Genomic DNA, 24902 nt, shown 5'->3' with positions numbered 1-24902 from the left:
CGATGGCTCCCCCCTCCCCCGAAGTTTCGGAATCGAATTCCCCTTCTCCTCCCGCAGACCCTTCGAGCAGCGCTCCCCTTTCGATAGTGCCCGGCTTATGGCGTCGCATGGCGTGCTGGCTCTATGAAGGCATGCTCCTGTTCGCCGTGGTGTTCGTGGCTGGCTGGCTGTTCAGCACGCTCGGCCAGATGCGAGACGCCATGGATTCGCGCCGGCACTTGCTCCAGGCATTCCTCTTCGTGGTGTTCGGCGTCTATTTCGTCTGGTTCTGGGCTCGGGGCCAGACACTGGCCATGAAAACCTGGAACATCCGCATCGTCGACCTGCATGGTCGCCCTGTGAGCCAGCGCCGCGCCTTGGCGCGCTACCTGCTGAGCTGGATCTGGTTTCTGCCGCCACTGGTTGCCATCGCCCCTTTCAAGCTTTCGGGGGGAGAATCGATGGTTTTGATCTTCGGATGGGTCGCCGTCTGGGCATTGCTGGCCCGCTTCCACCCCGAGCGCCAGTTCTGGCACGACGCCTGGGCCGGCACGCGGCTCATCACCTCCAAGCCAATGAGTCGCCGATGAGTGCCTTGCCCAAACTGCCCGATCCCGCCGTCAATCCGCAAAAAGCCCGCAAGGGTTTCGAGCGCGTGTGGCACGCCACGCTCATCTCGCTGCACGGACTCCGCGCAGGCTGGAGCGAACCGGCCTTCCGCCAGGAAGCCGTCACGGCCATCGTGATGATCCCGGCCGCCTTCTGGCTTGGCCGCAGCTGGGTCGAGGTCGCCTTGCTGGCCGGGAGCGCCATTCTGGTAATGATCGTCGAACTGCTGAACACGGCGGTCGAAGCCGCCATAGACCGCATCGGCCCTGAATGGCACGACCTTTCAAAGCGCGCCAAAGACATGGGCAGCGCCGCCGTGCTGCTGTCGCTCACGCTGTGCGGAGGCATCTGGCTAGCAGCCCTGTGGCAGCACTTCGCGTCATGAAAGCGCCTGCCGCACAAGGCATGATTGCGGCATGAATCCTGAATTTTCGATCTGTGTGTATTGCGGCTCGCGTCCCGGCGAGCGCACTGAGTTTTCCAAGGCCGCCGAAGCGGTCGGCCAGTGGATCGGCCAGCACCGCGGCCAGCTCGTCTACGGCGGTGGGCGCACCGGCCTGATGGGCACCGTGGCCGAAGCCACCCGCAACGCCGGCGGCCGGGTGGTCGGCATCATTCCCAAGGCGCTGGTCGACCGGGAGCTGGCCAACACGCTCTGCGACGAACTCCACGTGGTCGACACCATGCATGAGCGCAAGGCCATGATGGGCGAGCGTGCCGACGCCTTCATTGCCCTTCCGGGCGGCATCGGCACCTTCGAAGAACTTTTCGAGATCTGGACCTGGCGCCAGCTCGGCTATCACGACAAGCCGACCGGCATCCTGAACACCGCCGGCTACTACGACGGCCTGCTCGGCTTCCTGGCACACAGCGTGCGCGAAGGCTTCATGGGCGAATGGCAGATGGAACTCATCCGCACTGGCACCAACCCCACCGAACTGCTCACCGCGCTGCGCGCCCAGGTGCCGCTACATCCCCGCACTGACCGCCTGGCTGAAAACCTGTAGCAACAGCCAAGCTGGCGCACGCGCCGTTTACACGGCGTTTTCGTTCTCTTCGCCGGTGCGAATGCGTACGATGCGTTCGACTTCGGTGACAAAGATCTTCCCGTCACCGATCTTGCCCGTGCGAGCCGAATTGACGATGGCTTCGATGCAGCGCTCCACGTCGCCCTCGTTGACGACCACTTCGACCTTCATCTTCGGCAGGAAGTCGACCACGTATTCAGCACCACGATAGAGCTCCGTGTGCCCTTTCTGGCGGCCAAAACCCTTGACTTCGGTCACCGTGAGGCCTGTTACACCCACTTCGGCCAGCGCTTCGCGCACGTCCTCGAGCTTGAAGGGTTTGACGATGGCGGTGATCTGCTTCATGTTTTTTGCGCTCCGGCGGTTTCGTTGAATTTGCTGGTGATAGGGTAACGCCAATCTTTGCCGAAGCTGCGATGGGTGACCCGGATGCCCACTGGCGCCTGGCGCCGTTTGTATTCATTGATCTTGATGAGCCGCGCAACCCGCTCGACCACTGCGCGTTCGTAACCCGCGGCAATGATCTCGTCGATGCCTTCATCGTCCTGCATGTAGCGTGCCAGGATGCCGTCGAGGATGTCGTACGGCGGCAGGCTGTCCTGGTCGGTCTGGTCGGGCCGCAGTTCGGCGCTGGGGGGCCTCGTGATGATCCGCTCCGGAATCGGCGACGCGCCGGTGCCATATGGGTCGTGGGCATTGCGCCAGCGGGCAAGCGCAAACACGGTGGTCTTCAGCAGGTCTTTGATAACCGCGAAACCACCTGCCATGTCGCCGTAAAGCGTGCAATAGCCGGTCGCCATTTCGCTCTTGTTGCCGGTGGTGAGAACGAGCGAACCGAACTTGTTCGACAGCGCCATCAAAAGTGTGCCGCGAATCCGGGCCTGGATGTTTTCCTCGGCCGTGTCCTCAGGCAGGCCCCTGAACTCATCAGCGAGGGCGCCCTTGAAAGATTCGAAAGTGTGCTTGATCGATATTTCGTCATACCGTACACCCAGGCGCGCGGCCATCTCGCGCGCATCGATCCAGCTGATGTCTGCCGTGTAGGGCGAAGGCATCATGACCGCGCGCACTTTGTCCTTGCCGAGCGCATCGACTGCAATGGCAAGCACCAGTGCCGAATCGATACCACCGGAGAGCCCCAGGATGGCCCCCGGAAAGCCGTTCTTGCCGATGTAGTCCCGCACGCCCAGTACCAGTGCATCCCAAAGCTGGGCCTCGGCGTCGCGTGGCGGCGCTATCGCTCCCGGCTCGGCCACGAATCCGATGCCTTCGCCGCCCTGCGACGGCCGCACCAGTTCCATGAAGACCAGTAGCTCCCTGAAGCTTTCCGCCTGCAGGGCCAGGGTACCGTTGGCGTTCAGGGCGAACGACGCTCCGTCGAACACCACTTCGTCCTGCCCGCCGACCAGGTGCGCATAGACCAGCGGCAGGCCGACCGCCCGGGCACGATCGGCCATTCGCGCGACGCGCTCGCCTTCCTTGCCCACGTGGTAGGGGGAGGCGTTGACGACTGCCAGCACTTCGGCACCCGCCGCGCGCGCCAGTTCGGCCGGCTCGTCGAACCAGGCGTCTTCACAGATGAGCAGGCCCACCGAGACCCCGCCGGCCTCGAACACGCAAGTGCCCTGCCCTGGCGTGAAATAGCGGCGTTCGTCGAACACCTGGTAGTTGGGCAGTTCGCGCTTGGCGTAGGTTTCGAGAACGCGTCCTTCCCTGATCACGCTGGCGGCGTTATGGCGCATCTGCACCGCCACAGAACGGCTGCGCAGGCTTCCGCCGGTCGGATGCCCCACCACCACGACCATGTCTTTGAGACCGGCCAGCGCAGCGGCAATGCCTTTCACGGCATCATCGCAAGCTTCGGTAAAGGCGGGGCGCAGGAAAAGATCCTCGGCCGCATAGCCGGCAACCGAGAGTTCGGGCGTCAGCAGAAGACGCGCACCCTCTGCGTAGGCTTGCTGCGCGGCATCGACGATTTTTTTCGCGTTGCCGGCGATGTCGCCCACCACAAAATTGAGTTGCGCGACGGCGAGCTTGAGCGTCATACGGAAGGAAGAAAAAGGCTTGAACGATTATGTCATTCGGGTGATGGCATCGCTGTCGGACCTGAACCCGAAAGCATGGAACGCGCTGCTCGACGCCGAGACGCAGCCCTCGCCTTTCATGCGCTACGAATACCTTGCGGCGCTCCATGAAAGCGGAAGCGCCTCGCCCGAAAGCGGCTGGGCGCCGCAGTTCATCACGCTCTGGTGCAACGACCAATTGCAGGCGGCCTGCCCGGCGTACATCAAGACCCACTCCTATGGGGAATATGTCTTCGACTGGGCCTGGGCCAATGCCTATGAGCAGCACGGTCTTGCCTATTACCCCAAGGCCGTGGTGGCGGTGCCGTTCACTCCGGTGCCGGGCGCACGGCTCCTGGCACGCGATGCGCAAAGCCGCACGTTGCTGGTGCAAGCATTGGTGGCGTGGTGCAAGGCGCAAGAGCTCTCTTCGCTGCACCTGCTGTTCGGCTCCGATGCCGACATTGCCGCCTGCACCGAAGCGGGCCTCATGCTGCGCAATACGGTGCAGTTCCACTGGACCAATGCTGCCCCGGCGAGCCCTGATGGGGGCAGGCCGTATACTGACTTTGAATCGTTCCTTGCCAGCCTCTCGCACGACAAGCGCAAGAAGATCCGCCAGGAGCGCCGCAAGGTAGCCGAAGCGGGCGTCACCTTTCGGTGGTCTCGCGGCGCCGACATCGCACCGGCCGACTGGGAATTTTTCTACCGCTGCTATGCGCGCACTTATCGCGAGCATGGCAACCCGCCTTACCTTTCGCGCGATTTCTTCCACCGCATGGCCGACACCATGCCCGAGGCCTGGCTGCTGTTCGTCGCGGAGCGCGAGGGCAAGCCGATTGCGACCAGCCTGATCGCGCTCTCCACGCACGGCGACGACACGCCCGTCGCCTATGGCCGCTACTGGGGAGCCATCGAACGCGTCGATTGCCTGCACTTCGAGGCCTGCTACTACCAGCCGCTGGCCTGGTGCATTGCGCACGGCGTCGCGCGCTTCGAGGGCGGCGCGCAGGGGGAACACAAGATGGCGCGCGCGCTGATGCCGGTCAAGACAACCAGCGCGCACTGGCTGGCGCATCCGGCATTCGCCGATGCGGTCGAGCGCTTTCTGGAGCGCGAGGGTGAAGGCATCGGCAGCTACATGGATCACCTGGGCGAACGCAGTCCGTTCAAGGCGGCCTGAGAGCGGGGACGGCGGTCGGCCTGCCGCCATCCGGGGCTGCTATAAACGCGCCCAACATCCAACAGCAGAAAGAAAATCGATGCCATTCCTGGGACTGGGGCTGCACATCCTCATTGCGCTGTTTTTCGCGGTGCATGCGATGCGCCACGGCAAGCAGATGTACTGGCTCATCATTCTCTTCAGCTTCCCCCTGCTGGGCAGCATCGTGTATTTCATGGTCGAGTACCTGCCTGCCTCGCGCCTGCAGCGAACCGCCGGCAAGGTGGCAAATGCCGCTATCGGGTTCATCGACCCCGAGCGCGAATACAGGGCGGCAACCGACGCCTATGACCTCGCTCCAACGGCCCAGAACAAGCTCCGCCTGGCCAAGGCTGCGTTGAACAAGGGGCAGGCTGCAGACGCAGTCGGGCACTACCGCGACGCGCTGAAAGGTCCGCTTGCGTCCGATCCCGAGTTGCAATTTGGCCTGGCCAGCGCCCTGCTCGCCGCCGGCGGCCCGGCTTCGGGACGCGATGCGCTACAGGTGATCGAGACTCTGCGCGCTACGCGAGACGACTACCGCAGAGACGAGGTTGCCGTGCTTGCCGCTCGCGCACTTGCGGCTGACGGGCGTCATGCCGAAGCGCGCGAGTCATTCGAAACCGCGTTGAACCAGTACAACACCGTAGAGACACGTGCCCGCTACATTGCGTGGCTGGCCCAGCAAGGCGATTCGGCCGGTGCGCAGCGGCACTGGGGCGAGCTCCAGCAAGCTGCGCGCCATTGGAACTCGCACGCCCGTTCCGTCAACCGGGAGTGGATGCGGCTGGCCGGAGACGCGGTACAGGGTTGAGGCATCGCCTTCGGGCGCCTACCCTGCACCTATCCGATTACTTCTTGTAGGCGGCGATACCGTCGATGACTTCCTTCTTGGCCGCGTCGATGCCTTCCCAGCCCAGCACCTTGACCCACTTGCCGGCTTCCAGGTCCTTGTAGTGCTCGAAGAAGTGGCTGATGGCCTTCAGGCGCATCGGGTTCACGTCGTCCACCGACTTCCAGTGGCTGTAGATCGGCAGCACCTTGTCGGTGGGCACGGCAAGCACCTTGCCGTCCACGCCGGCTTCGTCTTCCATCATCAGGATGCCGAGCGGACGGCATGGCACCACCACGCCGGGCAACAGCGGGTACGGAGCAATCACCAGCACGTCGACCGGGTCGCCATCGCCCGAGAGCGTCTGGGGCACGTAGCCGTAGTTGGCCGGGTAGTACATGGCGGTCGTCATGAAGCGGTCGACGAAGATCGCGCCCGATTCCTTGTCGACTTCGTACTTGATCGGGTCGGCGTTCATCGGGATTTCGATCACGACATTGAAGGCGTCGGGAATGTTCTTGCCGGGGGAGACTTTGTCGAAGGACATGACGTTTTCGAGTAGTTGAAAAGTATGAGAGGAGATGGGGACAAACCCGGAGTTTACTTTCCGTGTCATGGCACGGTCGCACACGTTCCTGTTTTTGCCTGTAAATTGCACCCGTTGGCCAATCGGCTCCGCACTTCGGTGCAGCGAGCTTCGAGGAAGCAACGCGACGGAAAACCTGGGTCCCGTACGCGTTGCGCGCAGGACCCATGCTGTCCGTCTCCACAAGTCACAACGAACGAATGGAGAAGCAAAGCATGATCGGCAACACCCCCCTGATACTCGCCATCGTCTGCGGCCTCGTGGCCGTCGGCTACGGTTTCTGGGCCCGAAGTTGGATTCTCGCCAAGGACCCGGGCAACGCCCGGATGCAGGAAATAGCGGCGGCCATCCAGGCCGGCGCATCGGCCTACCTCGCCAAGCAGTACACCACCATTGCGGTGGTCGGCGTCGTCCTGGCCATTCTCATCGGCATTTTTCTGGATGCGACCACAGCCATCGGCTTTGTGGTGGGCGCCGTGCTTTCGGGCGCCTGCGGCTTCATTGGCATGAACGTGTCGGTGCGCGCCAACGTGCGCACCGCGCAGGCGGCCACCCAAGGTATCGGCCCGGCGCTCGATGTCGCGTTTCGCGGCGGCGCGATCACCGGCATGCTGGTGGTTGGCTTGGGGCTGCTGGGCGTTTCGGTCTTCTACTGGTTTCTGGCGGGTAACGGCAATCTCACACCCGACCGCAGCCTGTCGGCCATTCTCAACCCGCTCATCGGCTTTGCCTTCGGCTCGTCGCTGATCTCCATCTTCGCGCGGCTGGGCGGCGGCATTTTTACCAAGGGTGCCGACGTGGGCGCCGACCTGGTGGGCAAGGTCGAAGCCGGTATTCCTGAAGACGATCCGCGCAACCCCGCCGTGATTGCGGACAACGTGGGCGACAACGTCGGCGACTGCGCCGGCATGGCGGCCGACCTGTTCGAAACCTACGCGGTGACGCTCATTGCCACCATGGTGCTGGGCGCGCTCATGGTTGCCGCGGCGCCGGTCAACGCGGTGCTGTACCCGCTCGCACTGGGGGGCGTGTCGATCATCGCGTCGATCATCGGCTGCTTCTTCGTCAAGGCCTCGCCGGGCATGGTCAACGTGATGCCGGCGCTCTACAAGGGCCTGGCGGTGGCGGGCCTCCTGTCGCTGATCGCTTTCTGGTTTGTGACGAGCTGGATCGTCCCGGACAACGCCATCGCTCCGAGCGGCAGCCAACTGAAGCTGTTCGGCGCCTGCTTCGTAGGCTTGGCGCTCACAGCCGCGCTGGTGTGGGTTACCGAGTACTACACGGGCACGCAGTACAAGCCGGTGCAGCACATCGCGCAGGCCTCGACCACCGGCCATGGCACCAACATCATCGCCGGCCTGGGCGTCTCGATGCGCTCCACGGCCTGGCCGGTGATCTTTGTGTGCATCGCGATCCTGGCTTCATACTCGCTCGCGGGCCTTTACGGTATTGCGGTGGCCGCCACGTCGATGCTCAGCATGGCCGGCATCGTGGTTGCGCTCGACGCCTACGGCCCCATTACCGACAACGCCGGCGGCATCGCCGAAATGAGCGAACTGCCCGACAGCGTACGCGCCGTGACCGACCCGCTCGATGCCGTCGGCAACACCACCAAGGCAGTGACCAAGGGCTACGCGATCGGTTCGGCCGGCCTGGCCTCGCTGGTGCTCTTTGCAGACTACACCCACAAGCTGGAGAGCTTCGGGCTGAACATCAGCTTCAACCTGAGCGACCCGATGGTGATCGTCGGTCTCTTCATCGGCGGGCTGATCCCCTACCTGTTCGGCGCCATGGCCATGGAGGCCGTGGGCCGGGCGGCCGGTGCCGTGGTGGAAGAAGTGCGCAGGCAGTTCCGCGACATTCCCGGCATCATGGAAGGCACCGGCAAGCCCGAGTACGGCAAGGCAGTGGGCATGCTGACCGGCGCAGCCATCAAGGAAATGATGATCCCGTCGCTGCTGCCGGTGGTGGTGCCGATTCTGGTCGGCCTGCTGCTCGGCCCCAAGGCGCTTGGCGGCTTGCTGATGGGCACCATCGTCACGGGCCTGTTCGTTGCCATATCGATGTGCACGGGCGGCGGCGCATGGGACAACGCCAAGAAGTACATCGAAGACGGCCACCATGGCGGCAAGGGCTCCGAAGCACACAAGGCCGCCGTCACCGGCGACACCGTGGGCGACCCCTACAAGGACACAGCCGGCCCGGCGGTGAACCCGCTGATCAAGATCATCAACATCGTTGCGCTTCTCATCGTGCCGCTGGTGGTCAAGTTCCATGCGGGCGATGCGGCGGCGGCCATGCCGCACAAGGTGGAGGCGCCAGTGGCAGTCACCGCACCGGCCGCTTCCGCAACGCCGCCGGCACCGGTCGCTTCGGGCGCCGTAAAGTGAAAGCCAGCACCTGATGCCTTCAGCGGAAAGACTCGAGGCCTTTATTGCCGCCGTCGAAAGCGGCGCGCATGCCAAGGCCATCGAAAACTACTACACCGAAGACGCCACCATGCGTGAGAACCGGGCCGAGCCCAGGCGTGGCCGCGGCACGCTGGTTGCGCACGAGCAGGCCGTGCTTGATCGGACGGAATCCGTCGTCTCGACCTGCGTGCGTCCTGTGCTGGTGAACGGCGACCACGTGGTGATCCGGTGGGTGTTCGACTTTCGGTTCAAGGGCGGCAAGGCCATGCGCATGGAAGAACTCGCCTGGCAACGCTGGGCTGGCGACCTCATCGCCGAGGAAGAATTCTTCTACGACCCGGCGCAGGCCAAGCCAGCCTGATTGCCTGCGCTACCTCAAGCTTTCGGCCGCCACCGCCCGCACGAGGCGTGTGGCCGGAGCCACCAACTGGCCCAGGCTTCCGGCCTGGTCTTGCTCGATGGCCTGGAGCACCAGTTCGTTGATGCCGCCCACTACCGTCATCGCCATTTCGCTGGTGAGGTGCGCCGCCGGCCCTTCTTGAGAACCGCCGCCGTTGATGGCCAGCTGAATGAAGCTGGCGATTTCGTCGTTTACCCGGCGCCGTGCTGCAAGGCCCGGCATGCCGAGGCCCAAGATCTCGACGAACAGCGTACGCAACAACACCGGGTCCTGGGCAAGGTAGTCGAAATACGCGCTCATCGCCCGCTCCACCTGCGCGTGCCAAGGCTGCGCCGGGTCGAAGGCCTCGCTGACCGCGCGCAACGCCAGTTTGCTGGCGGCCTCGTACAACGCAATCAGGCATTCCGCTTTGGTTGTGAAGTGCTCGTAGAACGTGCGCCGCGAAACCGCCGCTTCGCGCACGATGTCGGCAATGGTGGTCTCCGCGTAGCCCTTGGCCGCAACCGCGCGCGCCATGCCCTCAAGCAACCTTGAGTAATGCTCGTGGACCGCATCCCCGAAAGGGCCGGCAGCGGCTGGTTTTTCAGTCGCGATACTCATGAAGGTACATTTTCCTACGCCGTGGTACTTGACGGTACCAGCCATTCTGCGCACCATCGAAGAAATCGGTACTCGTGTGTACCAACTGCTTCCAGAGGATATTTCCGATGACCGACCTTGTCGTGCGCCGCCTCCTGATCGATCTGCAGACCCCTTTCGTTCGCAACTGGTGCGGGGGCGATGCATTCTCCACTGCCTTTTTCAACGCGTTGTCGCTGAGCTTCCCGTTCGGCGAGCAGTTTTTCATCGATGCCGTGCGCGACACCGTGGCCACGCTGCCGGCCGACGCACAGGAAGAGTACCGTGCCCAGGTGCGAGGGTTCATTGGTCAAGAGGCTACGCACCGCCGCATCCACTCGCTATTCAACGGCCACCTCGAATCCCAGGGCTTCAAAGACGGCTGGACGCCGCGCGCCGCCAAGCGCATGGAGTTGATGGAGGGAGCGGACCCTCGCCACGCACTGGCAGTGACCGCGGCAACGGAGCACTTCACGGCAATGTTCGCCGAGTGGCTGCTGGCCCACCCTGACGTGCTCGACGGCGCCGAACCGCGGCTGCGGATCATGTGGCTTTGGCACTGCGCTGAAGAGCTGGAGCACAAGTCCGTCGCGTTCGATGTGTACAAGGCTGCTGGCGGTTCCGACCGATGGCGCACCCGCTGGTTTCGCCGGGTCACCGTCATGTTCCTTGGCGACCTGCTGCGCCAGACAGTCGACAACCTGCGCCATGAAGGCCAGCTGTGGAAGTGGGCAACATGGAAAAGCGCCGCGCGCATCCTGCTGAGCCGGGACGGCCTGCTGCGAGGAAACTGGGGCGCCTGGCGCAGCTACTTTCGCGCAGACTTTCATCCTGCGCAGCAAGACAGCAGTCTTTCAGCGCGCTGGCTGGAAGACAACCGCGCGCAGTTCACGGCCGTAGGTACAGCACCCGAGGCCGCCGGCGCTGCTCTTCAGTAAAAGCTGGCCCGGTGCGTGGGAGGGCTCGCGGCTGGCCGGTGGTCGGGCCGCATCGTCAAGTCATGCAAGGTGTCGAAGTCCGAAGGAGCGTCTGGAACGCGCATTACGGCTTCCAGCTCGTTCAATGAGGCGACCCACTGGCCCGCGGCCGACTCGGCAGGCTCATCGTTGGCGAAGGTGCCGTCGCGGATATAAAGGGTTTCGTTGTCGGCGCGTTCGTCGTGCAGCTCAATCAGGCGCGCAATCGAAAAGTTGTAGGTAACCAGCTTCTCACGCGTGTTGCGATCTTTGCCGCCGCAGTTGAACGAGCCCTCTGCCGCAATCACGATGCATGAGCCCTCGACGCCGCTGTCGACGTGGCTGCCGGTGCGCCAAATGGCGTTTGGCAGACGCACACGCACCTTGTCGATCACCAGGTCGCGCTGTTTGTTGAGGCTGCCAAGCGGAGGAACCAGCGAACGCAACTGCCGCAGGCGCTCGGCAAAGATGTTGTCCATGAAAAATTCGACGTGGTGCGTCGCGCTGCCCGAAGAGCGCTTGACCACCTGCATGACAACATGACGTGATTTATTCATTGCAGGTCCTTCCGCACGCCGCCCAGCGCTGGGCGTCTTGCCTATACAAAATCATTGCGTCGACTAAATTAGAACTTTTTATTGACTGCAATTACTTGCATCAATTGTGTCTAACTGTATATCGAATACCGCAAATAGGGAAGGAAATCTGCACCGGCGATGCTCGGGCATGTCGCCAAAAAGACGCTCGGCCCTGCTAGCCGGGCGCCGCGGGCTATTCGAGCGACTCGTCCAGCGCCTTGCAGGAAGGCGCGCACACGGTTTGCGACTTGCCGAGCACCTGGCGGGTGCGCAGTTGCGAGCGGACCCGGTGCTTGCCGCACATGAAGCAGGACATGGTTGCCCCGCTGAACGATGCGGATGCGCGGAACGGGGATCCCGGCGCTTTCGACTTGTAACGCAAGCCATCGGCCACGACGGCAGTCTTCACCTCAGCTTTGGCCATCGGCTTTGTCCTTTTTGGGTTCAGTGTTTCGCATGGCGCGTGCAATAACGTCTCTGGCGCGGACTTCGGCTGCAAGCGCCGCATCCAGCGCCGAGCGGCACAGGCCGGCGTGTTGATAGTTCAGATTTTCGTACACCTCGGCAGCCGCCGGATAGGCATCGAGCAAACGGCCCAGGTCGGCGCCTGGTTCAACGTCGCTGAATTCATGCACGAGGTGCTCGACCACCGAGCGGTACTGCTCCGCCCCAACGGGAACGGAGCTGTGCTCGAGCCGCTCCAGCAGTTGAGCCAGCACGTGGGTCACTGCCAGATCGGTCTTGGGAGACGGATTATGGGTCGTGTTCATGGGATCCATCTGGGGGCAGCATACGCTTTATGCAAGTGCCTCCTCCCGTGTGGGGGTTGGCTCCGGCGTGGCCGCATGCGCAGCCTGCATTCGCCGAAGCAGGCTGTGCAGCATTTCCGTCGAGAGCCCATGAATGACCAGGCGATGCCCCGCCCGGAGGGTTGAAAGCGGCACCAGCGGGTGCTTGTTGTTCACCAGAATGAGATGTTCGGGCGCACCCAGAAGGGTTGCTGCGTAAATGCCGACGGTCTCGTCCAGTTGCAGCGAGTTCGCAGCGCGCCAAAAGTCATTATCCGTGAGCATCAACTGATAAAGGGGCGTAAAAAGCTCGATTGCGCTCTGCAGGTCAAGAAAATTCAGCTTTCCGCTCGGCATGTCCGAAAGTTGCAAGCCCGGGTCCTTGATCATCGAAAAGTCGACATTCGGCGCCTTGCCTAGTACCAGGCCTCGGTCGCGGAGTGCCTGGTTCAGGCGGATCACAAAATTGAAGAGATTCAGGTCGTGCTTCAGGAACATCTCGTCCCTGAGCGCATCGATATTGGCGGGCTCCAGTGGCGAGGTACCCACCGGCGCGGGTGAATTGCGGCCGATGAAGCTCAGCACCTGAGATCCCAAGTGGAAGTGCCGCAGGATCAGCCAGTTCGCCTCCGGCGAGACGAAGCGCTTCAGCCCCCAGGCGAGCAGGTTGTGCAGCAATTTGGAATGCGACCAGTTGCGCGGCACGAACACCTTCACCACCTGGATCAGGATGATGGTCAGCCGGGCCACAGGTCGCAAAAACGGCAGCAGGTACTGGCGCGAGCCCGAGCTCGAGTCCGCCAGCCAAGCCGCCTTGACCTCGTCGGGCAACGGGGTGCTCTGGTCGAGGTAGAGCGCGAGCCAGGGGCTGGGGTCCCGCTCGTCGTGACCCTGCTCAAGAAAATCAGGCATTCGGCTCATGTGACATTCGCTCCGTGATGTGCTGAAACTGCATCAGGTACAGCGCGGCCGTGTGGCGCGCCGTATCGATGATCTGACGGGCCGCGCGGCCCTGCCCTTTGACGCCTTCGACGGCCTCCACCGCCATCACCATCTCGACCGCGGCGAGCCACCTGTTCAGATGGTTCTCGTCGTTATGGCCGTGGTATTCGAGAAAGCGGAACGCGTCGGGCGGCAGCTTCAGGCCGGCCTTGATGAGTGGCAGCAGCGCCGGCACGATACGCTGCCCCGTGCCTTCGATGATGTAGATCGCGCCCAGGAGCCCAATCGGGTCGCGTGTGGCGGCCAAGCCATGAAGGTAGGCGTTGAGCGCCTCCCCGCCCGGGTTGCGTCGCAGGTCGCCGATCTCGGCCACGGTGCCGCCGGCTTTCCGGTAGTCGCTGAAGAGAATGTTGAAGTCGTCCTGCTCCTCGCCCGCGTGCACGTCGATCAGCGCGGCCAGGGTCTTGTAAGGCCCGGTCAGCGAAGCGGCGCCTTCTCGCATCCAGCGGCTGCCTTCGCGCACTTGAGGTACCCACTGCTCCATCCAGTTCAGGTAGTCGGGCAGCGCAAAGCGGCGTTCGCGAATCTGGCGGATCAACGGCGTGCGCCAGACGTCCGAGCGGTAGTCGTGCCAGATGCCCGCCAACTCGGTCAGCAAGGCGCCAAGGCCTTCGGGCGCGATAGCCGGGTCGTGCGGCGGCGCAATCGAAATCTGGTCATCCGCCGGCGCAGTTTCACCGGCTGTGCGTGAGACGGGCACTGCTTGAGGGGCCGCATCCGCAGCCTCGACCTCCAGCAGCATGTAGGCGGCCATGAAGCGGCCCGACTCCGGCACGTAGCAGAAGATCTGTTCACCGGGCTTCAGCGCCTTGGTGTGCAGGAACTCCGACAACATGATCAGGATCGACGCGGCACCGGTGTTGCCGCGCCATGCGAGGTTGCTCCACCATTTCTCGCGCGGAATTGCCAGGTCGGCCTTGGCCATCAGGTCTTCCACCACGGGAATGAATTTTTCCGACGAGTAGTGGCACAGGAAGTGATCGACCCGCTTCGGATCGACCCAACCATCGCGCACCAGCGTCGCGTATTCGTGAATGCCAATATCGAACAGATGCGGCAGCAGGCGGATGTCTTGCCGCAGTTGCAAGGCGCCAGCCGCTTCGGCCTCGGCCCAGGAACCGTAGTCGAGATGGCCACGCGCGCGGTCTTCGGTCAGGCCGAGTTGCATGCACACCGGGTAGTCCCCCGAAAACGCGCGCTGGTGCACCCATTTCAGCCGCAAGCGCAACCCGGGGGTGCCGGCCAGCCCAGGCGTGCCGTCTGACAGCAGCAGCGCGCCCGCGCCGTCAGAAAGCATCCAGCGCAAAAAATGCGAATCGAAATCCGTCTCGTAGCCGCGCGCCGCGAAGCGCGACCGCTTGAAAAGCCGCGATGGCATTTCGCTTGCCACCGCAAGTGCCGTGCGGTGTGCGCCCAGCTCGATGCCTTGGGCGGCCGACTGGATGGCAGACACACCCGCGGCGCAAATACCGTGCACAGACACCGTTTCCATCGGCGCCGCCGCCAGCTCCCCCTGGATCATGTTGGCAAAGCCCGGCATCAGCGTGTCGCCGCCCGAAGAACCGCTGGCAAGCAGCGAGACGCGCGAAAGCTCGGCACCGCCACGCTGCAGGCAATCGCGAATGGCGCCCGCCGCAAGCTGCGCGTTGGTTTCGCGCGTTACACCCTCCTCGTCGATCGCGTAGTGCCGCGTGACGATGCCGTTCTCGGCCAGGATGCGCCGCTTGATGCGGTCCGACATGCGGTTGAGCGGGGCAATGAATGCATCCATGCGCTCGTTGGAAATGGGCTCGCCGGGCAGGTAGTAGCCGGTGCTCTCGATGTAGACGCGTTGAAATGGAACAGGCATGGTTCAGTGGGTTGAAGACTCGGGCGGCACGGAAGGCATTGGTGGCATCAGCGAACGGCTGCGAAAACGCGGCCACAGCGCTCCCAGCACAAACACCCGAACCATGTATGGCACCAGGCCTTGCTCGTTGAGCGCGGGATCGACCTGCGCGCGGTAACGCGTACGGTGCAATTGCGTGAGCTCGGACCAATGGACATGCGGGTTCTCGTGATGTGCGGTGTGCAGGCCAATGTTGAACAGCAAAGGGTTCACCAGCCCCTCGAAATTGCGCGCGTAGTTCAGGCGAGTACCCGCGGTATTGCGCCGCGCGCCTGCATCGGGCGCAGGCCCGCGTCCATCGGCGTGCGCATGTTGCAGATAGTTGGTGGCCAGCAGCCAATGCAGCCCGTGCAACTGCGGCACGATCACGAACAGCAGCGCCTTGCGCCAGTCGAGCAGCAGCAGCGCGCTCCAGCTGCCTATCCACAGCACGTACTGCGCCATGCAATAGCGCCAGGCCCCCGGCCGGTGCCTGCGAAGCCGCCCGAGCCAGCCGAAGAACACGGGCATCAGCACCCATACGGCCTGTAGCGGATGCAGCAGGTAACCGCGCAGATGATTGGTGTCACCACCGAAGCGATAGGTGCGCGCCACGTCCCGAGGCCCGTGCCGGTGGCGATGGTGGTTGGCCACATGCGCAGGCCAGAAGACGAAGGTCGGGTGCCCTTGCAGCAGCGTGATCCAGAAGTCCGTCAACCGGTTCATACGCCGCCCGCGCCACATGCGCAGGTGCACATGGTTGTGATGGATCACCCCCACCCCGAGCGTAAGAAACAGCATCGGTGCATAGAGCAGCCAGGCAAATCCATGCATCCACTGCCATGCCGCCAGCGCCGGCAGCGCCACCAGGTATGCAAGGCTCTGCCAGTCGCGCCAATGGCGCAGGCCCGCCGGGCGGCGCCGCGCTTCAGGCGGGGGTGCCATGCTGCTGTTGGCGTTGCTGCTTCTCTTGAAAAGCCTGAAACTGCGGCTCAGCCGCGTCGGCGGCTATGCGTGTGCCGAACAACCGATCCATGAAAGTGAACTGGAAACCGTAGTTGCCGCCATGGCAGGCGTGGTGCAAATGGTGCCGGCGACTGGCGGCAAACCAGTGGCTGTAAGACACCCCGGGAAAAAAATCGTAGTTCGAGTGGCCGATGCTGTTGAAGAACAGGCTGAACAGCGGCACCGAGGCGAGCGACCAGAAGCTGAAGTCGTGCAGCAGCATCGGCAGCAGGATCACGTTGCCGAGCATTGCCGCCTCGATGGGGTGAAAGCTGTAGGTGGCCCAGGGCGTGGTCACGACCGAACGATGGTGCGGCCCATGAAAGCGCCGCAACCATCGCATGTGCAGCACGCGATGGTTGAACCAGAAATGCACGTCGTTCCAGATCGCGAGCACCACGATTTCAAGTGCGACCTGCCGCCAGCCCGCGTCGGCGTCAAGCTGCGCCCAACCCAGCTGAAGCAAGCCCCACGGAAACACCATGCCCAGTCCAAAAACCAGCACCGAAACGCCCGATTGCGCCAGCTCGCGGCGCAGTTGACCTGGCTGCAAGGGGCGCGGATCGAGCGCCCGGCCAATGCCGAGCGCCGGCAGCACCCGCCGGGTCAACAGCCAGTTGAGAGCGCCGAACCCCAGATAAATCGAGCCGAAAAACATCAGCCCCCAGCACATCACCTGGAGGACCGACAAATTTGTAAATATTTGCGCCATCCCCCGAGGCTACAGCAGCATTTCGGGAACAAGGGGCGCAATGATCATGTTGTGGAGCCGCTGGAAGAAGGTCGACTCCGGTTCAGAGGTCAGGATGACTTCTTTCTCGCCGTCGTTCGTGAGCCACTGCAGCGTGCCGGTGTCCTTGGCAAGGCGCAGGCGGTATGAGTTCTGCAGCTTGCTGATGTTGATGACGCGCAGCATTTCGCGCGCCAGCTGCGGGCTGTCGACCACCAGGCCCATTTCCGTGTTCTGGCTCGCCGAGCGCGGATCGAGGTTCATCGATCCGATGAAGATGCGTGTCTTGTCGATGGCGGCCGTCTTGGAGTGCAGCCGCCCCAGCGATTTGCCGAACATGCCGAAGCGCTCGCCCGCGGTGGTGCGCTGCGGGCTCAGTTCATACAGATCGGCTCCGCCCTTCAGCAGCCGCTCGCGGTAGCGGGCGTAGCCGGTGTGCACCAGCGGCTCGTCGTTGGCGGCCAGCGAGTTGGTGAGCAGCGTGAGCTTGACGTTGCGCTTTGCAAGGTCTTCGAAGGCCGCCATGCCGCGCTCGCCCGGCACGAGGTACGGCGAGGTCAGGTCGACCTGGACCTTGGCATCCATCATCAGCGTCCAGACCTGCATGGTCACACTCGTGGCAATGGCCTCGTCTGCCGTCATGGTCGTCGGCTTGGTCGGAGGGTCCGCAATGGCACGGGCATTACCCCAAAGCAAGCCCATTCGGCCGCCGTCGAGCTCTTCTGCAATGGGCCCGTAACCCAAGATGTCTGACGGCGGAAGCACGATCTTCGGCGGTGCCGCCGCCATGCCTATCCAGGCATCGAAGTCTGCCGCAGTCGGCATTCGGCCGCCCTCGCCGCGCACGATATCGGCAATGGGCCAGACCTGCTCGCTGTTCCAGTAGGCGTCGAAGATCGACTCCAGCTGCGGCAGCACCTTGCCCACCACCAGCGCGTCCATGTCGATGAAGTTTTGCGCCTCGCTCAGCACAAAATATTCGTCGGCTATGTTGCGCCCGCCCACCACCGCCATCACTCCATCGGCAATGAACAGCTTGTTGTGCATGCGGTGGTTGAGACGCCCTATTTCGTGCGGCGATGCAGCAAAGCGCGAAAGAAAGCCGTTGCGCCCGCAACAGAACGGGTTGAACAGCCGCACGTCCACGTTGGGCGCTTCGGAAAGTGCCAGCAGCAATTGCTGGCTCTTGACTGTATACAGATCGTCCACCAGCAGCCGAACCTTCACGCCACGGGCTGCCGCCTCGCGCAGCGCGCGCATCAAGAGGCGCCCGGTGGCGTCGTTCTCGAACTGGTAGTACTGCACCACCAGCGACCGCTGGGCGCGCTGGGCAAGCTGCACGCGCGCATCGAGCGAATACACGCCCAGCGGCATCAAGCGAAAGCCCGAATGCTCCCCAGGCGGCGTCGAGGCCGCCGCGATCTTCGCGAGCGTGGTGGAAGAGTCGACTGCTGCCGCCGCCGTTGGCGCCCGCGGGCGCGCCGGGGGCAATGAGCCGCAGGCCGCCAGCAATGCGATCAGCACGGCCGAAAGGCAGATTTGAAGAAGTCGAGACCAGGCATTCATGATGGTGGACTGGTGTCCTCTTTGGTTTTCTTGGACGATTCCATGGCTACGCCCTCCGGCGCGTGTCGGTTTCATTCAGGCCTCGTTCTTGATCTGCACGCCCATCCTAGAATTCGCTCAATACCCGCTCGGAGTTACACCATGGCAAGCCCGATCCTCTCACGCATCGCCCTGATGTCGGTCGCTGCGCTCATGGCGCTGCCCGCCAGCGCCGCCCTCGACATCGGCGATCCGGTACCCAGGTTCACAGCCAATGCCGCGCTTGGCGGCAAGACATTCCGCTATTCGCTGGCAGAGGCTTTGGCCAAGGGTCCGGTGGTGTTGTACTTCTTTCCGGCAGCCGACTCCAGCGACTGCTCCATCGAAGCCCATGCCTTCGCCGAAGCCGTCGACCAATTCGCAGCCCTAGGCGCCACCGTCATCGGTGTTTCCGCGGACGACATAGGCACGCTCTCGAAGTTCTCTGTCAAGTCTTGCCAAAGCCGCTTTCCGGTGGCCTCGGACGAAGCAAAGACCGTGATCAACGGTTTCGACGCCCTGATGCAGACGCGGCCGGACTTTGCCAACCGCCTGTCGTATGTCATTGCGCCCAACGGCACCGTGGCGTATTACTACCAGAACCTGAACCCGGACAAGCATGTGGAGCGCACGCTCAATGCGGTTCGGGCGCTGCCGCGGCCGGCTTCGCCCAGGTAGCAAGCGTGCGACGGCGGGTTTGCCGCGCTTCGCGCAAAATCCTGCTCCATGCAACTCAACTTCATCGCCAACGCCGACGTCCCGTCTTCCTCCGGCCGCACCTTGCAGGTGCTCGACCCCTCCGACGGACAGCCTTTCGACGAAATCCAGCGTAGCAACGCCGCCGACATCGACTCCGCCGTGCGCGCGGCGCGCGATTGTTTCGAGGGCGTCTGGCACAAGGTGAGCGCGGCCGATCGCGGCCGCCTGCTCTACAAGCTCTCGCAGAAAATTGCCGAGCACGTCGACGAACTGGCGCTCCTGGAGCAGCGCGACTGTGGCAAGCCAGTGAAGCAGGCGCGCGCCGATGCGGTAGCGCTGGTGCGTTATTTCGAGTTCTATGCCGGCGCCTGCGACAAGCTCCACGGCGAAACCATCCCTTACCAGGACGGCTACAGCGTTTTTACCTGGCGCGAGCCGCATGGCGTTACGGGCCACATCATTCCGTGGAACTACCCGATGCAGATTTTCGGTCGCAGCGTGGGCGGCGCCCTGGCGGCGGGCAACGTGTGCGTGGTAAAGCCGGCCGAAGACGCCTGCCTTTCGCTGATCCGGGTGGCGCAGCTTGCGGCGGAGGTCGGTTTTCCGGCCGGTGCGCTCAACATCGTGACCGGCTACGGCCACGAGGTGGGCGACGCGCTGGCGCGGCATGAAGGCATAGACCACATCAGCTTTACCGGTAGCCCCAAGATCGGCACGCTGATCCAGCAGGTGGCCGCCGAACGGCATTGCCCGGTCACGCTCGAACTCGGCGGCAAGAGCCCGCAGATCATCTTTGCCGATGCCGACCTGGACGCGGCCATCCCCGTGATCATCAACGCCATCGTGCAAAACGCCGGGCAAACCTGCTCGGCCGGCTCGCGCGTGCTGATCCAGCGCGACGTCTACGAACCTCTGCTCGAGCGCCTCGGCCGCGCGTTCGAGGCCCTGCGCGTCGGACCCGCGGCCATGGACCTCGACGTGGGCCCGCTGATCCGCCAGACCCAGCAGCAGCGCGTCTGGGATTTTCTGAGCGATGCCCAGGTGGCCGGCATTCCGATGGTGGCCCACGGTGTGGTGGTCGACGAAGCACCCGAAACCGGCTTTTACCAAGCCCCCACCCTGCTGCGCGACGTGCCCGTGAACCACCGCCTCGCGCAAGAAGAAGTGTTCGGCCCGGTGCTTGCCGCGATGCAGTTCTCCGACGAAGACGAAGCGGTGGCGCTCGCCAACGCCACGCAGTTCGGCCTTGTTGCCGGCATCTGGACAACAGATGGCGCACGCCAGTTCCGCATGGCCAAGCGTGTGCGTAGCGGACAGGTGTTCATCAACAACTACGGCGCCGGTGGCGGCGTGGAATTGCCGTTCGGCGGGGTCAAGTCATCCGGCTACGGGCGCGAAAAGGGCTTTGAGGCGCTCTACGGCTTCACCACGCTCAAGACGGTCGCCATCAAGCACGGTTGAGAACCCGGACAGCCGCGCCGGGCTGGCCCGGCGCGGGGCCCGTAGCCCGATACACTGCCCCGCTGCACTTTTTTTCGAGGAGACACAGCGTGCGCGTCAAGGACAAATCCATCATCGTGACCGGTGCCGGGGGCGGCATCGGCGAAGGCATCGCCAAGCGGCTCGCGGCCGAGGGCGCCCAGGTGCTCGTGAACGACATCAACCCGGCCGCCGGCCAGCAGGTGGTCGAAGCCATCCTGCGCGATGGCGGCAAGGCCTCTTTTTTTGCGGCCGATGTCACGCAGTCGGCTCAGGTCAAGGCGCTGGTCGAAGCCGCGGTCGAGCGCCATGGCAAGCTCGATGCCATGGTCAACAATGCAGGCTGGACTCACCGCAATCGCCCTGCCCTTGAAGTTGGCGAAGACGAATTCGACAAGTGCTACGCGGTCAACGTGAAGAGCATTTACCTGGCCACGGTGCACGCCGTGCCAGCGTTCCGCGCCAACGGCGGCGGCTCGTTCATCAACATTGCCTCGACGGCAGGCGTGCGTCCGCGCCCGGGGCTCACCTGGTACAACGGCTCCAAGGGCGCCGTCATCACCACGAGCAAATCGCTGGCCGCCGAGCTCGGCCCCGACAACATCCGCGTCAACTGCATCAACCCGGTATTCAACCCCGACACCGGCTTGGCCGCCGAATTTGCTGGCGGTCCGCTCACCGAAGAGCGCAAGGCCAAGTTCCGCGCCACCATTCCGCTCGGCCGCTTCTCGACGGCGCTCGACGTAGCCAACGCCGCCCTGTACCTTGCAAGCGACGAGGCGGCGTTCATCAGCGGTGTGTGCATTGAAGTGGACGGGGCACGCTGCGTCTAGCGGCCTTTCAAAGTAGCCCTTTTGCGGCCCGGCCCATCGGTCGATGGAGTAAATTGGCCGCTGCCCCATGAACAGCAAAAGCACAACCGTCATCCCGATCTCCGAAATCGGCCGCACGCGCGCGTCGGTTTCGGTGCCGGAGATTGCCGTGCCTGCCACCGGGCACCTGCTCGACCGCTTGGGCCGGCCGCTCACCGACCTGCGCATCAGCGTGACGGATCGCTGCAACTTCCGTTGCAGCTACTGCATGCCGAAAGACGTGTTCGACAAGGACTACCAGTACCTGCCGCACAGCGCGCTGCTGAGCTTCGAAGAAATGACACGGCTCGCGCGGCTTTTTGCGGCGCACGGCGTACGCAAGATTCGGCTCACCGGCGGTGAGCCGTTGCTGCGAAAGAACATCGAGGGGCTGATCGAGCAGTTGTCCGAACTCCGCACCCCGGCCGGTGAACCGCTCGCGCTCACGCTCACCACCAACGGATCGCTGCTGCAGCGCAAGGCAGCGGCACTGGCGGCCGCCGGCTTGCAGCGCGTGACGGTGAGCCTCGACAGCCTCGATGACGCGGTGTTCCGCCGCATGAACGATGTCGATTTTCCTGTGGCCGACGTGCTGGCCGGCATCGAGGCAGCGCTGGCGGCCGGGCTCGGCCCGATCAAGGTCAACATGGTGGTGAAGCGCGGCACCAACGAGCAGGAGATCCTGCCGATGGCGCGCTACTTTCGCGACAACCACGGCGGCAAGGTGGTGCTGCGCTTCATCGAATACATGGACGTGGGCGCCACCAACGGTTGGCGCATGGACGAAGTGCTGCCTTCGGCGGAGGTCATCGCGCGCATCGGTGCCGAGTTTCCGCTGGTGCCGCTCGAAGCCAGCGCGCCCGGCGAAACCGCACAACGCTGGGCCTATGCCGACGGCGGCGGCGAAGTCGGCGTGATCAGCAGCGTGACGCAGGCTTTTTGCCACGACTGCAGCCGCGCGCGCCTTTCGACTGAGGGCAAACTCTACCTCTGCCTTTTTGCCAGCGCGGGACACGACCTGCGCCCGCTGCTGCGCGGCACCGCCACCGACGAGGAGATCGCCTCCGCCATCGGCCATATCTGGCAAGGTCGAGCCGACCGCTATTCCGAGTTGCGCGCGCTCCGCGGCCCTGAAAGTGCCGGGCACGACACCAACGACAAGGCGCCGCGACGCGTCGAAATGAGCTATATCGGCGGATGACCCCACAGACACCTGAACCCATTTCCCCCAGCGAAATCACCGGTCTGCTGCTGGCCGGCGGCCGCGGCTCGCGCATGGGCGGCATCGACAAGGGCCTGCAGAATTTCAATGGCTCGCCGCTGGCCATGCATGCCGTGCTGCGGCTGGGCATGCAGGTCGGAGAGGTGATGATCAACGCCAATCGCAACCTGGCTGCCTACGAGTCGTTCGGCGTGCCGGTGTGGCCCGATAGCCTGGCTGACTATGCCGGCCCGCTTGCCGGCTTTCTGACAGGTCTCGAACGCTGCGAAACCCCTTATCTTTTAACGGTGCCCTGCGACACACCGCTGTTCCCGCTCGATCTGGCGCGCCGCATGACCGACGCACTCGTTGCCGACAACGCGGAGATCGCCATGGTCAGCGCACCCGAAGCCGCTGCCGAACCCGGCGCTGCGCCGGTGCTGCGACCGCAGCCCGTGTTTTGCCTGCTTCACACCACGCTGCTTGAAAGCCTGGTGAACTTCACCCAATCGGGTGGCCGCAAGATCGACGCGTGGACCGCGCAGCACCGCACCGTGCTCGTGCCTTTCGACAGGCCCGGCGATGCACCCGACGCTTTCTTCAACGCCAACACGCTGGCCGAACTGCACGCGCTTGAAAACAGATGAGCCGCATCGCCGACATTGCTGCCGCCCTGGCGGGCTATGACCCCCAGGCCCTGAGCGTCGATGGGGTCCAGGCCTTCCTGGCTCAACTCGTCGCCCAAGCGGTGGTTTCCGAACGCGAAGAGGTCGGCGTGCGCGAGGCCCTGGGCCGCGTGCTGGCTGAAGACATCATCTCGCCGGTCAGCGTGCCGCCGCACGACAACTCCGCAATGGACGGCTTTGCGTTCGACGGCGCCATCCTGCGGGACGACGTGGCCACTGATGCATCGATCGAGCTGCGCGTGGTCGGAACCGCACTTGCAGGCGCTGCCTGGCGCGGCGCGCTCGGCGCGGGCGATGCGGTTCGCATCATGACGGGCGCTGTGATGCCCGAAGGGCTCGACACCGTCATTCCGCAGGAGTTCTGCAAGCTCGACGGCGACCGCGTGAGCTTTCCGGCCAAGGTGCTTAGGCGCGGCGACAACCGCCGCTTTGCGGGCGAAGACCTGATGCAAGGCCAGCCGGCCCTGAAACGTGGCGAGCGCCTGTCCCCCGCCGCGCTCGGCATGGTCGCAAGCCTTGGCCTGCCATCGGTGTCCGCACTGCGGCGCCTGCGCGTAGCCTATTTTTCGACCGGCGACGAAATCCTGAGCCTTGGCGAACCGCCGCGTGAGGGCGCGGTGTACGACAGCAACCGCTACACGGTGTTCGGGCTGCTCACACGCCTGGGTTGCGAGGTAATCGACCTCGGGCTGGTGGGAGACGATCCGGCCGAACTCGCTGCCACGCTGCAGCGCGCCGCCAGCGAGGCGGACGCCATCATTACCAGCGGGGGTGTGAGCGTAGGTGCCGCCGACCACACGCGTGCCGTGATGCAGCAGCTTGGAGACATGGCGTTCTGGCGGGTTGCCATGCGCCCCGGCCGACCGATGGCCGTGGGATTGATTCCGCGCCACCAAGCCGCGTCGCCGCAACCGGGGGCCGCCGTGCTGTTCGGGCTGCCCGGCAATCCGGTGGCGGTGATGGTCACGTTTCTCGCGTTTGTGCGCCCTGCACTGCTTCGCATGATGGGCTGCCACGAGATTGCCGCGGCACCGCCGCCCCTGCTGCGCGCGCGCAGTGTGGGAGCCATCCGAAAAAAACCGGGCCGCACGGAATACCAGCGCGGGTTTGTCAAGGCCGTGGCAGGCGCACTGCCCGAGGTTCGCATTGCAGGCAATCAGGGCTCGGGCGTGCTGAGCTCAATGGTCGAAGCCAACGGACTCGTGGTGCTGCACCACGATCAGGCAGGCGTGGCTGCGGGCGACGAAGTGGACGTGATGATGCTCGAGGGCTAGATCCGGCCAAGGGCCTTGTCCACCCCCTTGTTGGCAAGCATGTCGGCGCGCTCGTTGCCCGGGTCGCCCGAGTGGCCCTTGACCCATCGCCATTCGATGACGTGGCCGCCCTCCGCCACCAGCTTGTCGAGCTTTTGCCAGAGTTCCACGTTTTTTACGGGCTGCTTGGTCGAGGTACGCCAGCCCTTGGCTTTCCATCCGCGAATCCACTCGGTGATGCCCATGCGCACGTACTGGCTGTCCAGGTAAAGAATGACTTTGCAGGGCCGCTTGAGCGCGGCCAGGCCCTCGATCACGGCCGTGAGTTCCATGCGGTTGTTGGTGGTGTTGAGTTCGCCGCCAAACAGCTCTTTCTCGGTGGCGCCCGACTTGAGCCACGCGCCCCAGCCGCCGGGGCCGGGGTTGCCTTTGCACGCACCATCGGTGTAGATCACGACTTCGTTCAAAACTTTCTTTTCCTTCTTCTTTCAATCAT

General features: G+C 63.9%; 27 protein-coding genes. 14 read left to right on the top strand and 13 right to left on the bottom strand.

All coding sequences use genetic code 11. The features are described 5' to 3' along the window. Nucleotides 1-107: 107 nt before the first annotated feature. Genes J2X67_RS24830 through J2X67_RS24820 form a run of 3 tightly spaced genes read left to right on the top strand, consistent with a single transcriptional unit; the run spans nucleotide 108 to nucleotide 1595 of the window. On the top strand, nucleotides 108-569 hold the full coding sequence (locus J2X67_RS24830; RefSeq protein ID WP_409050546.1) for an RDD family protein: 462 nt from the start codon (nucleotides 108-110) through the stop codon (nucleotides 567-569). After that, nucleotides 566-973, top strand: a complete 408-nt coding sequence (locus J2X67_RS24825) for a diacylglycerol kinase (RefSeq protein ID WP_309957499.1) — start codon at nucleotides 566-568, stop codon at nucleotides 971-973. Before J2X67_RS24830 ends, J2X67_RS24825 begins: the two co-directional genes overlap by 4 nt. Nucleotides 974-1004: 31 nt before the next feature. Then, complete coding sequence (locus J2X67_RS24820) at nucleotides 1005-1595, top strand: TIGR00730 family Rossman fold protein (protein WP_309957497.1); 591 nt, start codon at nucleotides 1005-1007, stop codon at nucleotides 1593-1595. Between the two features lie 27 nt (nucleotides 1596-1622). Here J2X67_RS24820 and J2X67_RS24815 read toward each other — a convergent pair whose 3' ends face one another. Continuing rightward, nucleotides 1623-1961, bottom strand: coding sequence for a P-II family nitrogen regulator (locus tag J2X67_RS24815; protein WP_126746480.1), 339 nt, complete (start codon nucleotides 1959-1961; stop codon nucleotides 1623-1625). Further along, complete coding sequence (locus tag J2X67_RS24810; RefSeq protein ID WP_309957493.1) at nucleotides 1958-3661, bottom strand: NAD+ synthase; 1704 nt, start codon at nucleotides 3659-3661, stop codon at nucleotides 1958-1960. The genes J2X67_RS24815 and J2X67_RS24810 overlap by 4 nt, the downstream gene beginning before the upstream one ends. 19 nt (nucleotides 3662-3680) lie before the next feature. Here J2X67_RS24810 and J2X67_RS24805 point away from each other — a divergent pair, with 19 nt between their 5' ends. Together J2X67_RS24805 and J2X67_RS24800 are read left to right on the top strand one after the other, a co-directional pair. Next, nucleotides 3681-4862, top strand: coding sequence for a GNAT family N-acetyltransferase (locus J2X67_RS24805; protein ID WP_309957491.1), 1182 nt, complete (start codon nucleotides 3681-3683; stop codon nucleotides 4860-4862). Between the two features lie 79 nt (nucleotides 4863-4941). Next, a complete protein-coding gene (locus J2X67_RS24800) occupies nucleotides 4942-5694 on the top strand; it encodes a hypothetical protein (protein ID WP_309957489.1) in 753 nt (250 codons plus the stop codon). 37 nt (nucleotides 5695-5731) lie between these two features. Here the strand turns inward: J2X67_RS24800 and ppa are convergent, their stop codons facing one another. Beyond that, on the bottom strand, nucleotides 5732-6259 hold the full coding sequence (ppa, locus tag J2X67_RS24795) for an inorganic diphosphatase (RefSeq protein ID WP_093019105.1): 528 nt from the start codon (nucleotides 6257-6259) through the stop codon (nucleotides 5732-5734). A gap of 254 nt (nucleotides 6260-6513) precedes the next feature. Here ppa and J2X67_RS24790 point away from each other — a divergent pair, with 254 nt between their 5' ends. Continuing rightward, nucleotides 6514-8688, top strand: coding sequence for a sodium-translocating pyrophosphatase (locus tag J2X67_RS24790; protein ID WP_309957486.1), 2175 nt, complete (start codon nucleotides 6514-6516; stop codon nucleotides 8686-8688). A gap of 13 nt (nucleotides 8689-8701) precedes the next feature. After that, nucleotides 8702-9070, top strand: coding sequence for a nuclear transport factor 2 family protein (locus tag J2X67_RS24785; protein WP_309957484.1), 369 nt, complete (start codon nucleotides 8702-8704; stop codon nucleotides 9068-9070). Nucleotides 9071-9079: 9 nt separating this feature from the next. Here the strand turns inward: J2X67_RS24785 and J2X67_RS24780 are convergent, their stop codons facing one another. Further along, nucleotides 9080-9709, bottom strand: coding sequence for a helix-turn-helix domain-containing protein (locus tag J2X67_RS24780; RefSeq protein WP_309957598.1), 630 nt, complete (start codon nucleotides 9707-9709; stop codon nucleotides 9080-9082). Between the two features lie 107 nt (nucleotides 9710-9816). Here J2X67_RS24780 and J2X67_RS24775 point away from each other — a divergent pair, with 107 nt between their 5' ends. Further along, nucleotides 9817-10665 carry a metal-dependent hydrolase gene (locus J2X67_RS24775; RefSeq protein WP_309957482.1) on the top strand — a complete coding sequence of 283 codons (849 nt, stop codon included), beginning with the start codon at nucleotides 9817-9819 and terminating at the stop codon, nucleotides 10663-10665. Here J2X67_RS24775 and J2X67_RS24770 read toward each other — a convergent pair. The 8 genes from J2X67_RS24770 to J2X67_RS24735 form a co-directional block, all read right to left on the bottom strand. Next, complete coding sequence (locus tag J2X67_RS24770) at nucleotides 10659-11240, bottom strand: hypothetical protein (protein ID WP_309957480.1); 582 nt, start codon at nucleotides 11238-11240, stop codon at nucleotides 10659-10661. The two genes, J2X67_RS24775 and J2X67_RS24770, sit on opposite strands and share 7 nt — an antisense overlap. A 214-nt stretch (nucleotides 11241-11454) precedes the next feature. Continuing rightward, on the bottom strand, nucleotides 11455-11685 hold the full coding sequence (locus J2X67_RS24765; RefSeq protein ID WP_012747462.1) for a hypothetical protein: 231 nt from the start codon (nucleotides 11683-11685) through the stop codon (nucleotides 11455-11457). Further along, nucleotides 11672-12040 (bottom strand): hypothetical protein, encoded by a 369-nt coding sequence (locus tag J2X67_RS24760; protein ID WP_309957478.1) that lies wholly within the window; start codon nucleotides 12038-12040, stop codon nucleotides 11672-11674. Before J2X67_RS24760 ends, J2X67_RS24765 begins: the two co-directional genes overlap by 14 nt. Before the next feature lie 18 nt (nucleotides 12041-12058). Continuing rightward, complete coding sequence (locus J2X67_RS24755; RefSeq protein WP_309957476.1) at nucleotides 12059-12970, bottom strand: DUF6999 family protein; 912 nt, start codon at nucleotides 12968-12970, stop codon at nucleotides 12059-12061. Further along, on the bottom strand, nucleotides 12954-14900 hold the full coding sequence (locus tag J2X67_RS24750; protein ID WP_309957474.1) for a 3-oxoacyl-[acyl-carrier-protein] synthase III C-terminal domain-containing protein: 1947 nt from the start codon (nucleotides 14898-14900) through the stop codon (nucleotides 12954-12956). The genes J2X67_RS24755 and J2X67_RS24750 overlap by 17 nt, the downstream gene beginning before the upstream one ends. 3 nt (nucleotides 14901-14903) lie before the next feature. Continuing rightward, nucleotides 14904-15863 carry a fatty acid desaturase gene (locus tag J2X67_RS24745; protein ID WP_309957472.1) on the bottom strand — a complete coding sequence of 320 codons (960 nt, stop codon included), beginning with the start codon at nucleotides 15861-15863 and terminating at the stop codon, nucleotides 14904-14906. Beyond that, the gene (locus J2X67_RS24740; RefSeq protein WP_309957471.1) at nucleotides 15847-16635 is read right to left on the bottom strand and encodes a sterol desaturase family protein; all 789 of its coding nucleotides are present in this window, start codon (nucleotides 16633-16635) and stop codon (nucleotides 15847-15849) included. The genes J2X67_RS24745 and J2X67_RS24740 overlap by 17 nt, the downstream gene beginning before the upstream one ends. Before the next feature lie 9 nt (nucleotides 16636-16644). Beyond that, entirely contained in the window at nucleotides 16645-18219 is a 1575-nt protein-coding gene (locus J2X67_RS24735; protein WP_309957469.1) for a phospholipase D family protein, read from the bottom strand. A gap of 141 nt (nucleotides 18220-18360) precedes the next feature. Between J2X67_RS24735 and J2X67_RS24730 the strand changes: the two genes are divergently transcribed. The 6 genes from J2X67_RS24730 to glp all read left to right on the top strand — a co-directional run bounded on the left by J2X67_RS24730 (nucleotide 18361) and on the right by glp (nucleotide 24427). Further along, nucleotides 18361-18915, top strand: coding sequence for a peroxiredoxin (locus tag J2X67_RS24730; protein ID WP_309957467.1), 555 nt, complete (start codon nucleotides 18361-18363; stop codon nucleotides 18913-18915). Nucleotides 18916-18963: 48 nt separating this feature from the next. Continuing rightward, nucleotides 18964-20397 carry an aldehyde dehydrogenase family protein gene (locus tag J2X67_RS24725; protein ID WP_309957464.1) on the top strand — a complete coding sequence of 478 codons (1434 nt, stop codon included), beginning with the start codon at nucleotides 18964-18966 and terminating at the stop codon, nucleotides 20395-20397. A gap of 89 nt (nucleotides 20398-20486) precedes the next feature. Continuing rightward, complete coding sequence (locus J2X67_RS24720; protein WP_309957463.1) at nucleotides 20487-21248, top strand: SDR family oxidoreductase; 762 nt, start codon at nucleotides 20487-20489, stop codon at nucleotides 21246-21248. A gap of 67 nt (nucleotides 21249-21315) precedes the next feature. Then, nucleotides 21316-22467, top strand: coding sequence for a GTP 3',8-cyclase MoaA (moaA, locus tag J2X67_RS24715; RefSeq protein WP_309957461.1), 1152 nt, complete (start codon nucleotides 21316-21318; stop codon nucleotides 22465-22467). Further along, on the top strand, nucleotides 22464-23114 hold the full coding sequence (gene mobA / locus J2X67_RS24710) for a molybdenum cofactor guanylyltransferase MobA (protein WP_309957459.1): 651 nt from the start codon (nucleotides 22464-22466) through the stop codon (nucleotides 23112-23114). Before moaA ends, mobA begins: the two co-directional genes overlap by 4 nt. Continuing rightward, nucleotides 23111-24427 (top strand): gephyrin-like molybdotransferase Glp, encoded by a 1317-nt coding sequence (glp, locus tag J2X67_RS24705; RefSeq protein ID WP_309957457.1) that lies wholly within the window; start codon nucleotides 23111-23113, stop codon nucleotides 24425-24427. Before mobA ends, glp begins: the two co-directional genes overlap by 4 nt. Here glp and rnhA read toward each other — a convergent pair. Continuing rightward, on the bottom strand, nucleotides 24424-24873 hold the full coding sequence (rnhA, locus tag J2X67_RS24700) for a ribonuclease HI (protein ID WP_126746501.1): 450 nt from the start codon (nucleotides 24871-24873) through the stop codon (nucleotides 24424-24426). The two genes, glp and rnhA, sit on opposite strands and share 4 nt — an antisense overlap. Between the last annotated feature and the right edge of the window lie 29 nt (nucleotides 24874-24902).

It is taken from the genome of Variovorax sp. 3319, assembly GCF_031456585.1.
Classification (GTDB): Bacteria; Pseudomonadota; Gammaproteobacteria; order Burkholderiales; family Burkholderiaceae_C; genus Variovorax; species Variovorax paradoxus_P.
The sequence above is the reverse complement of the archived record's forward strand: the minus strand, read 5'-3'. Positions and strand labels throughout refer to the sequence as shown.

Excerpts from the sequence above, each read along its gene's own strand:
- J2X67_RS24830 (WP_409050546.1), top strand. The coding sequence starts at position 108 with ATGGCGTGCTGGCTCTATGAAGGCATGCTCCTGTTCGCCGTGGTGTTC.
- J2X67_RS24825 (WP_309957499.1), top strand. The coding sequence starts at position 566 with ATGAGTGCCTTGCCCAAACTGCCCGATCCCGCCGTCAATCCGCAAAAA.
- J2X67_RS24820 (WP_309957497.1), top strand. The coding sequence starts at position 1,005 with ATGAATCCTGAATTTTCGATCTGTGTGTATTGCGGCTCGCGTCCCGGC.
- J2X67_RS24815 (WP_126746480.1), bottom strand. The coding sequence starts at position 1,961 with ATGAAGCAGATCACCGCCATCGTCAAACCCTTCAAGCTCGAGGACGTG.
- J2X67_RS24810 (WP_309957493.1), bottom strand. The coding sequence starts at position 3,661 with ATGACGCTCAAGCTCGCCGTCGCGCAACTCAATTTTGTGGTGGGCGAC.
- J2X67_RS24800 (WP_309957489.1), top strand. The coding sequence starts at position 4,942 with ATGCCATTCCTGGGACTGGGGCTGCACATCCTCATTGCGCTGTTTTTC.
- ppa (WP_093019105.1), bottom strand. The coding sequence starts at position 6,259 with ATGTCCTTCGACAAAGTCTCCCCCGGCAAGAACATTCCCGACGCCTTC.
- J2X67_RS24790 (WP_309957486.1), top strand. The coding sequence starts at position 6,514 with ATGATCGGCAACACCCCCCTGATACTCGCCATCGTCTGCGGCCTCGTG.
- J2X67_RS24785 (WP_309957484.1), top strand. The coding sequence starts at position 8,702 with ATGCCTTCAGCGGAAAGACTCGAGGCCTTTATTGCCGCCGTCGAAAGC.
- J2X67_RS24780 (WP_309957598.1), bottom strand. The coding sequence starts at position 9,709 with ATGAGTATCGCGACTGAAAAACCAGCCGCTGCCGGCCCTTTCGGGGAT.
- J2X67_RS24775 (WP_309957482.1), top strand. The coding sequence starts at position 9,817 with ATGACCGACCTTGTCGTGCGCCGCCTCCTGATCGATCTGCAGACCCCT.
- J2X67_RS24770 (WP_309957480.1), bottom strand. The coding sequence starts at position 11,240 with ATGAATAAATCACGTCATGTTGTCATGCAGGTGGTCAAGCGCTCTTCG.
- J2X67_RS24765 (WP_012747462.1), bottom strand. The coding sequence starts at position 11,685 with ATGGCCAAAGCTGAGGTGAAGACTGCCGTCGTGGCCGATGGCTTGCGT.
- J2X67_RS24760 (WP_309957478.1), bottom strand. The coding sequence starts at position 12,040 with ATGGATCCCATGAACACGACCCATAATCCGTCTCCCAAGACCGATCTG.
- J2X67_RS24755 (WP_309957476.1), bottom strand. The coding sequence starts at position 12,970 with ATGAGCCGAATGCCTGATTTTCTTGAGCAGGGTCACGACGAGCGGGAC.
- J2X67_RS24750 (WP_309957474.1), bottom strand. The coding sequence starts at position 14,900 with ATGCCTGTTCCATTTCAACGCGTCTACATCGAGAGCACCGGCTACTAC.
- J2X67_RS24745 (WP_309957472.1), bottom strand. The coding sequence starts at position 15,863 with ATGGCACCCCCGCCTGAAGCGCGGCGCCGCCCGGCGGGCCTGCGCCAT.
- J2X67_RS24740 (WP_309957471.1), bottom strand. The coding sequence starts at position 16,635 with ATGGCGCAAATATTTACAAATTTGTCGGTCCTCCAGGTGATGTGCTGG.
- J2X67_RS24735 (WP_309957469.1), bottom strand. The coding sequence starts at position 18,219 with ATGAATGCCTGGTCTCGACTTCTTCAAATCTGCCTTTCGGCCGTGCTG.
- J2X67_RS24730 (WP_309957467.1), top strand. The coding sequence starts at position 18,361 with ATGGCAAGCCCGATCCTCTCACGCATCGCCCTGATGTCGGTCGCTGCG.
- J2X67_RS24725 (WP_309957464.1), top strand. The coding sequence starts at position 18,964 with ATGCAACTCAACTTCATCGCCAACGCCGACGTCCCGTCTTCCTCCGGC.
- moaA (WP_309957461.1), top strand. The coding sequence starts at position 21,316 with ATGAACAGCAAAAGCACAACCGTCATCCCGATCTCCGAAATCGGCCGC.
- mobA (WP_309957459.1), top strand. The coding sequence starts at position 22,464 with ATGACCCCACAGACACCTGAACCCATTTCCCCCAGCGAAATCACCGGT.
- glp (WP_309957457.1), top strand. The coding sequence starts at position 23,111 with ATGAGCCGCATCGCCGACATTGCTGCCGCCCTGGCGGGCTATGACCCC.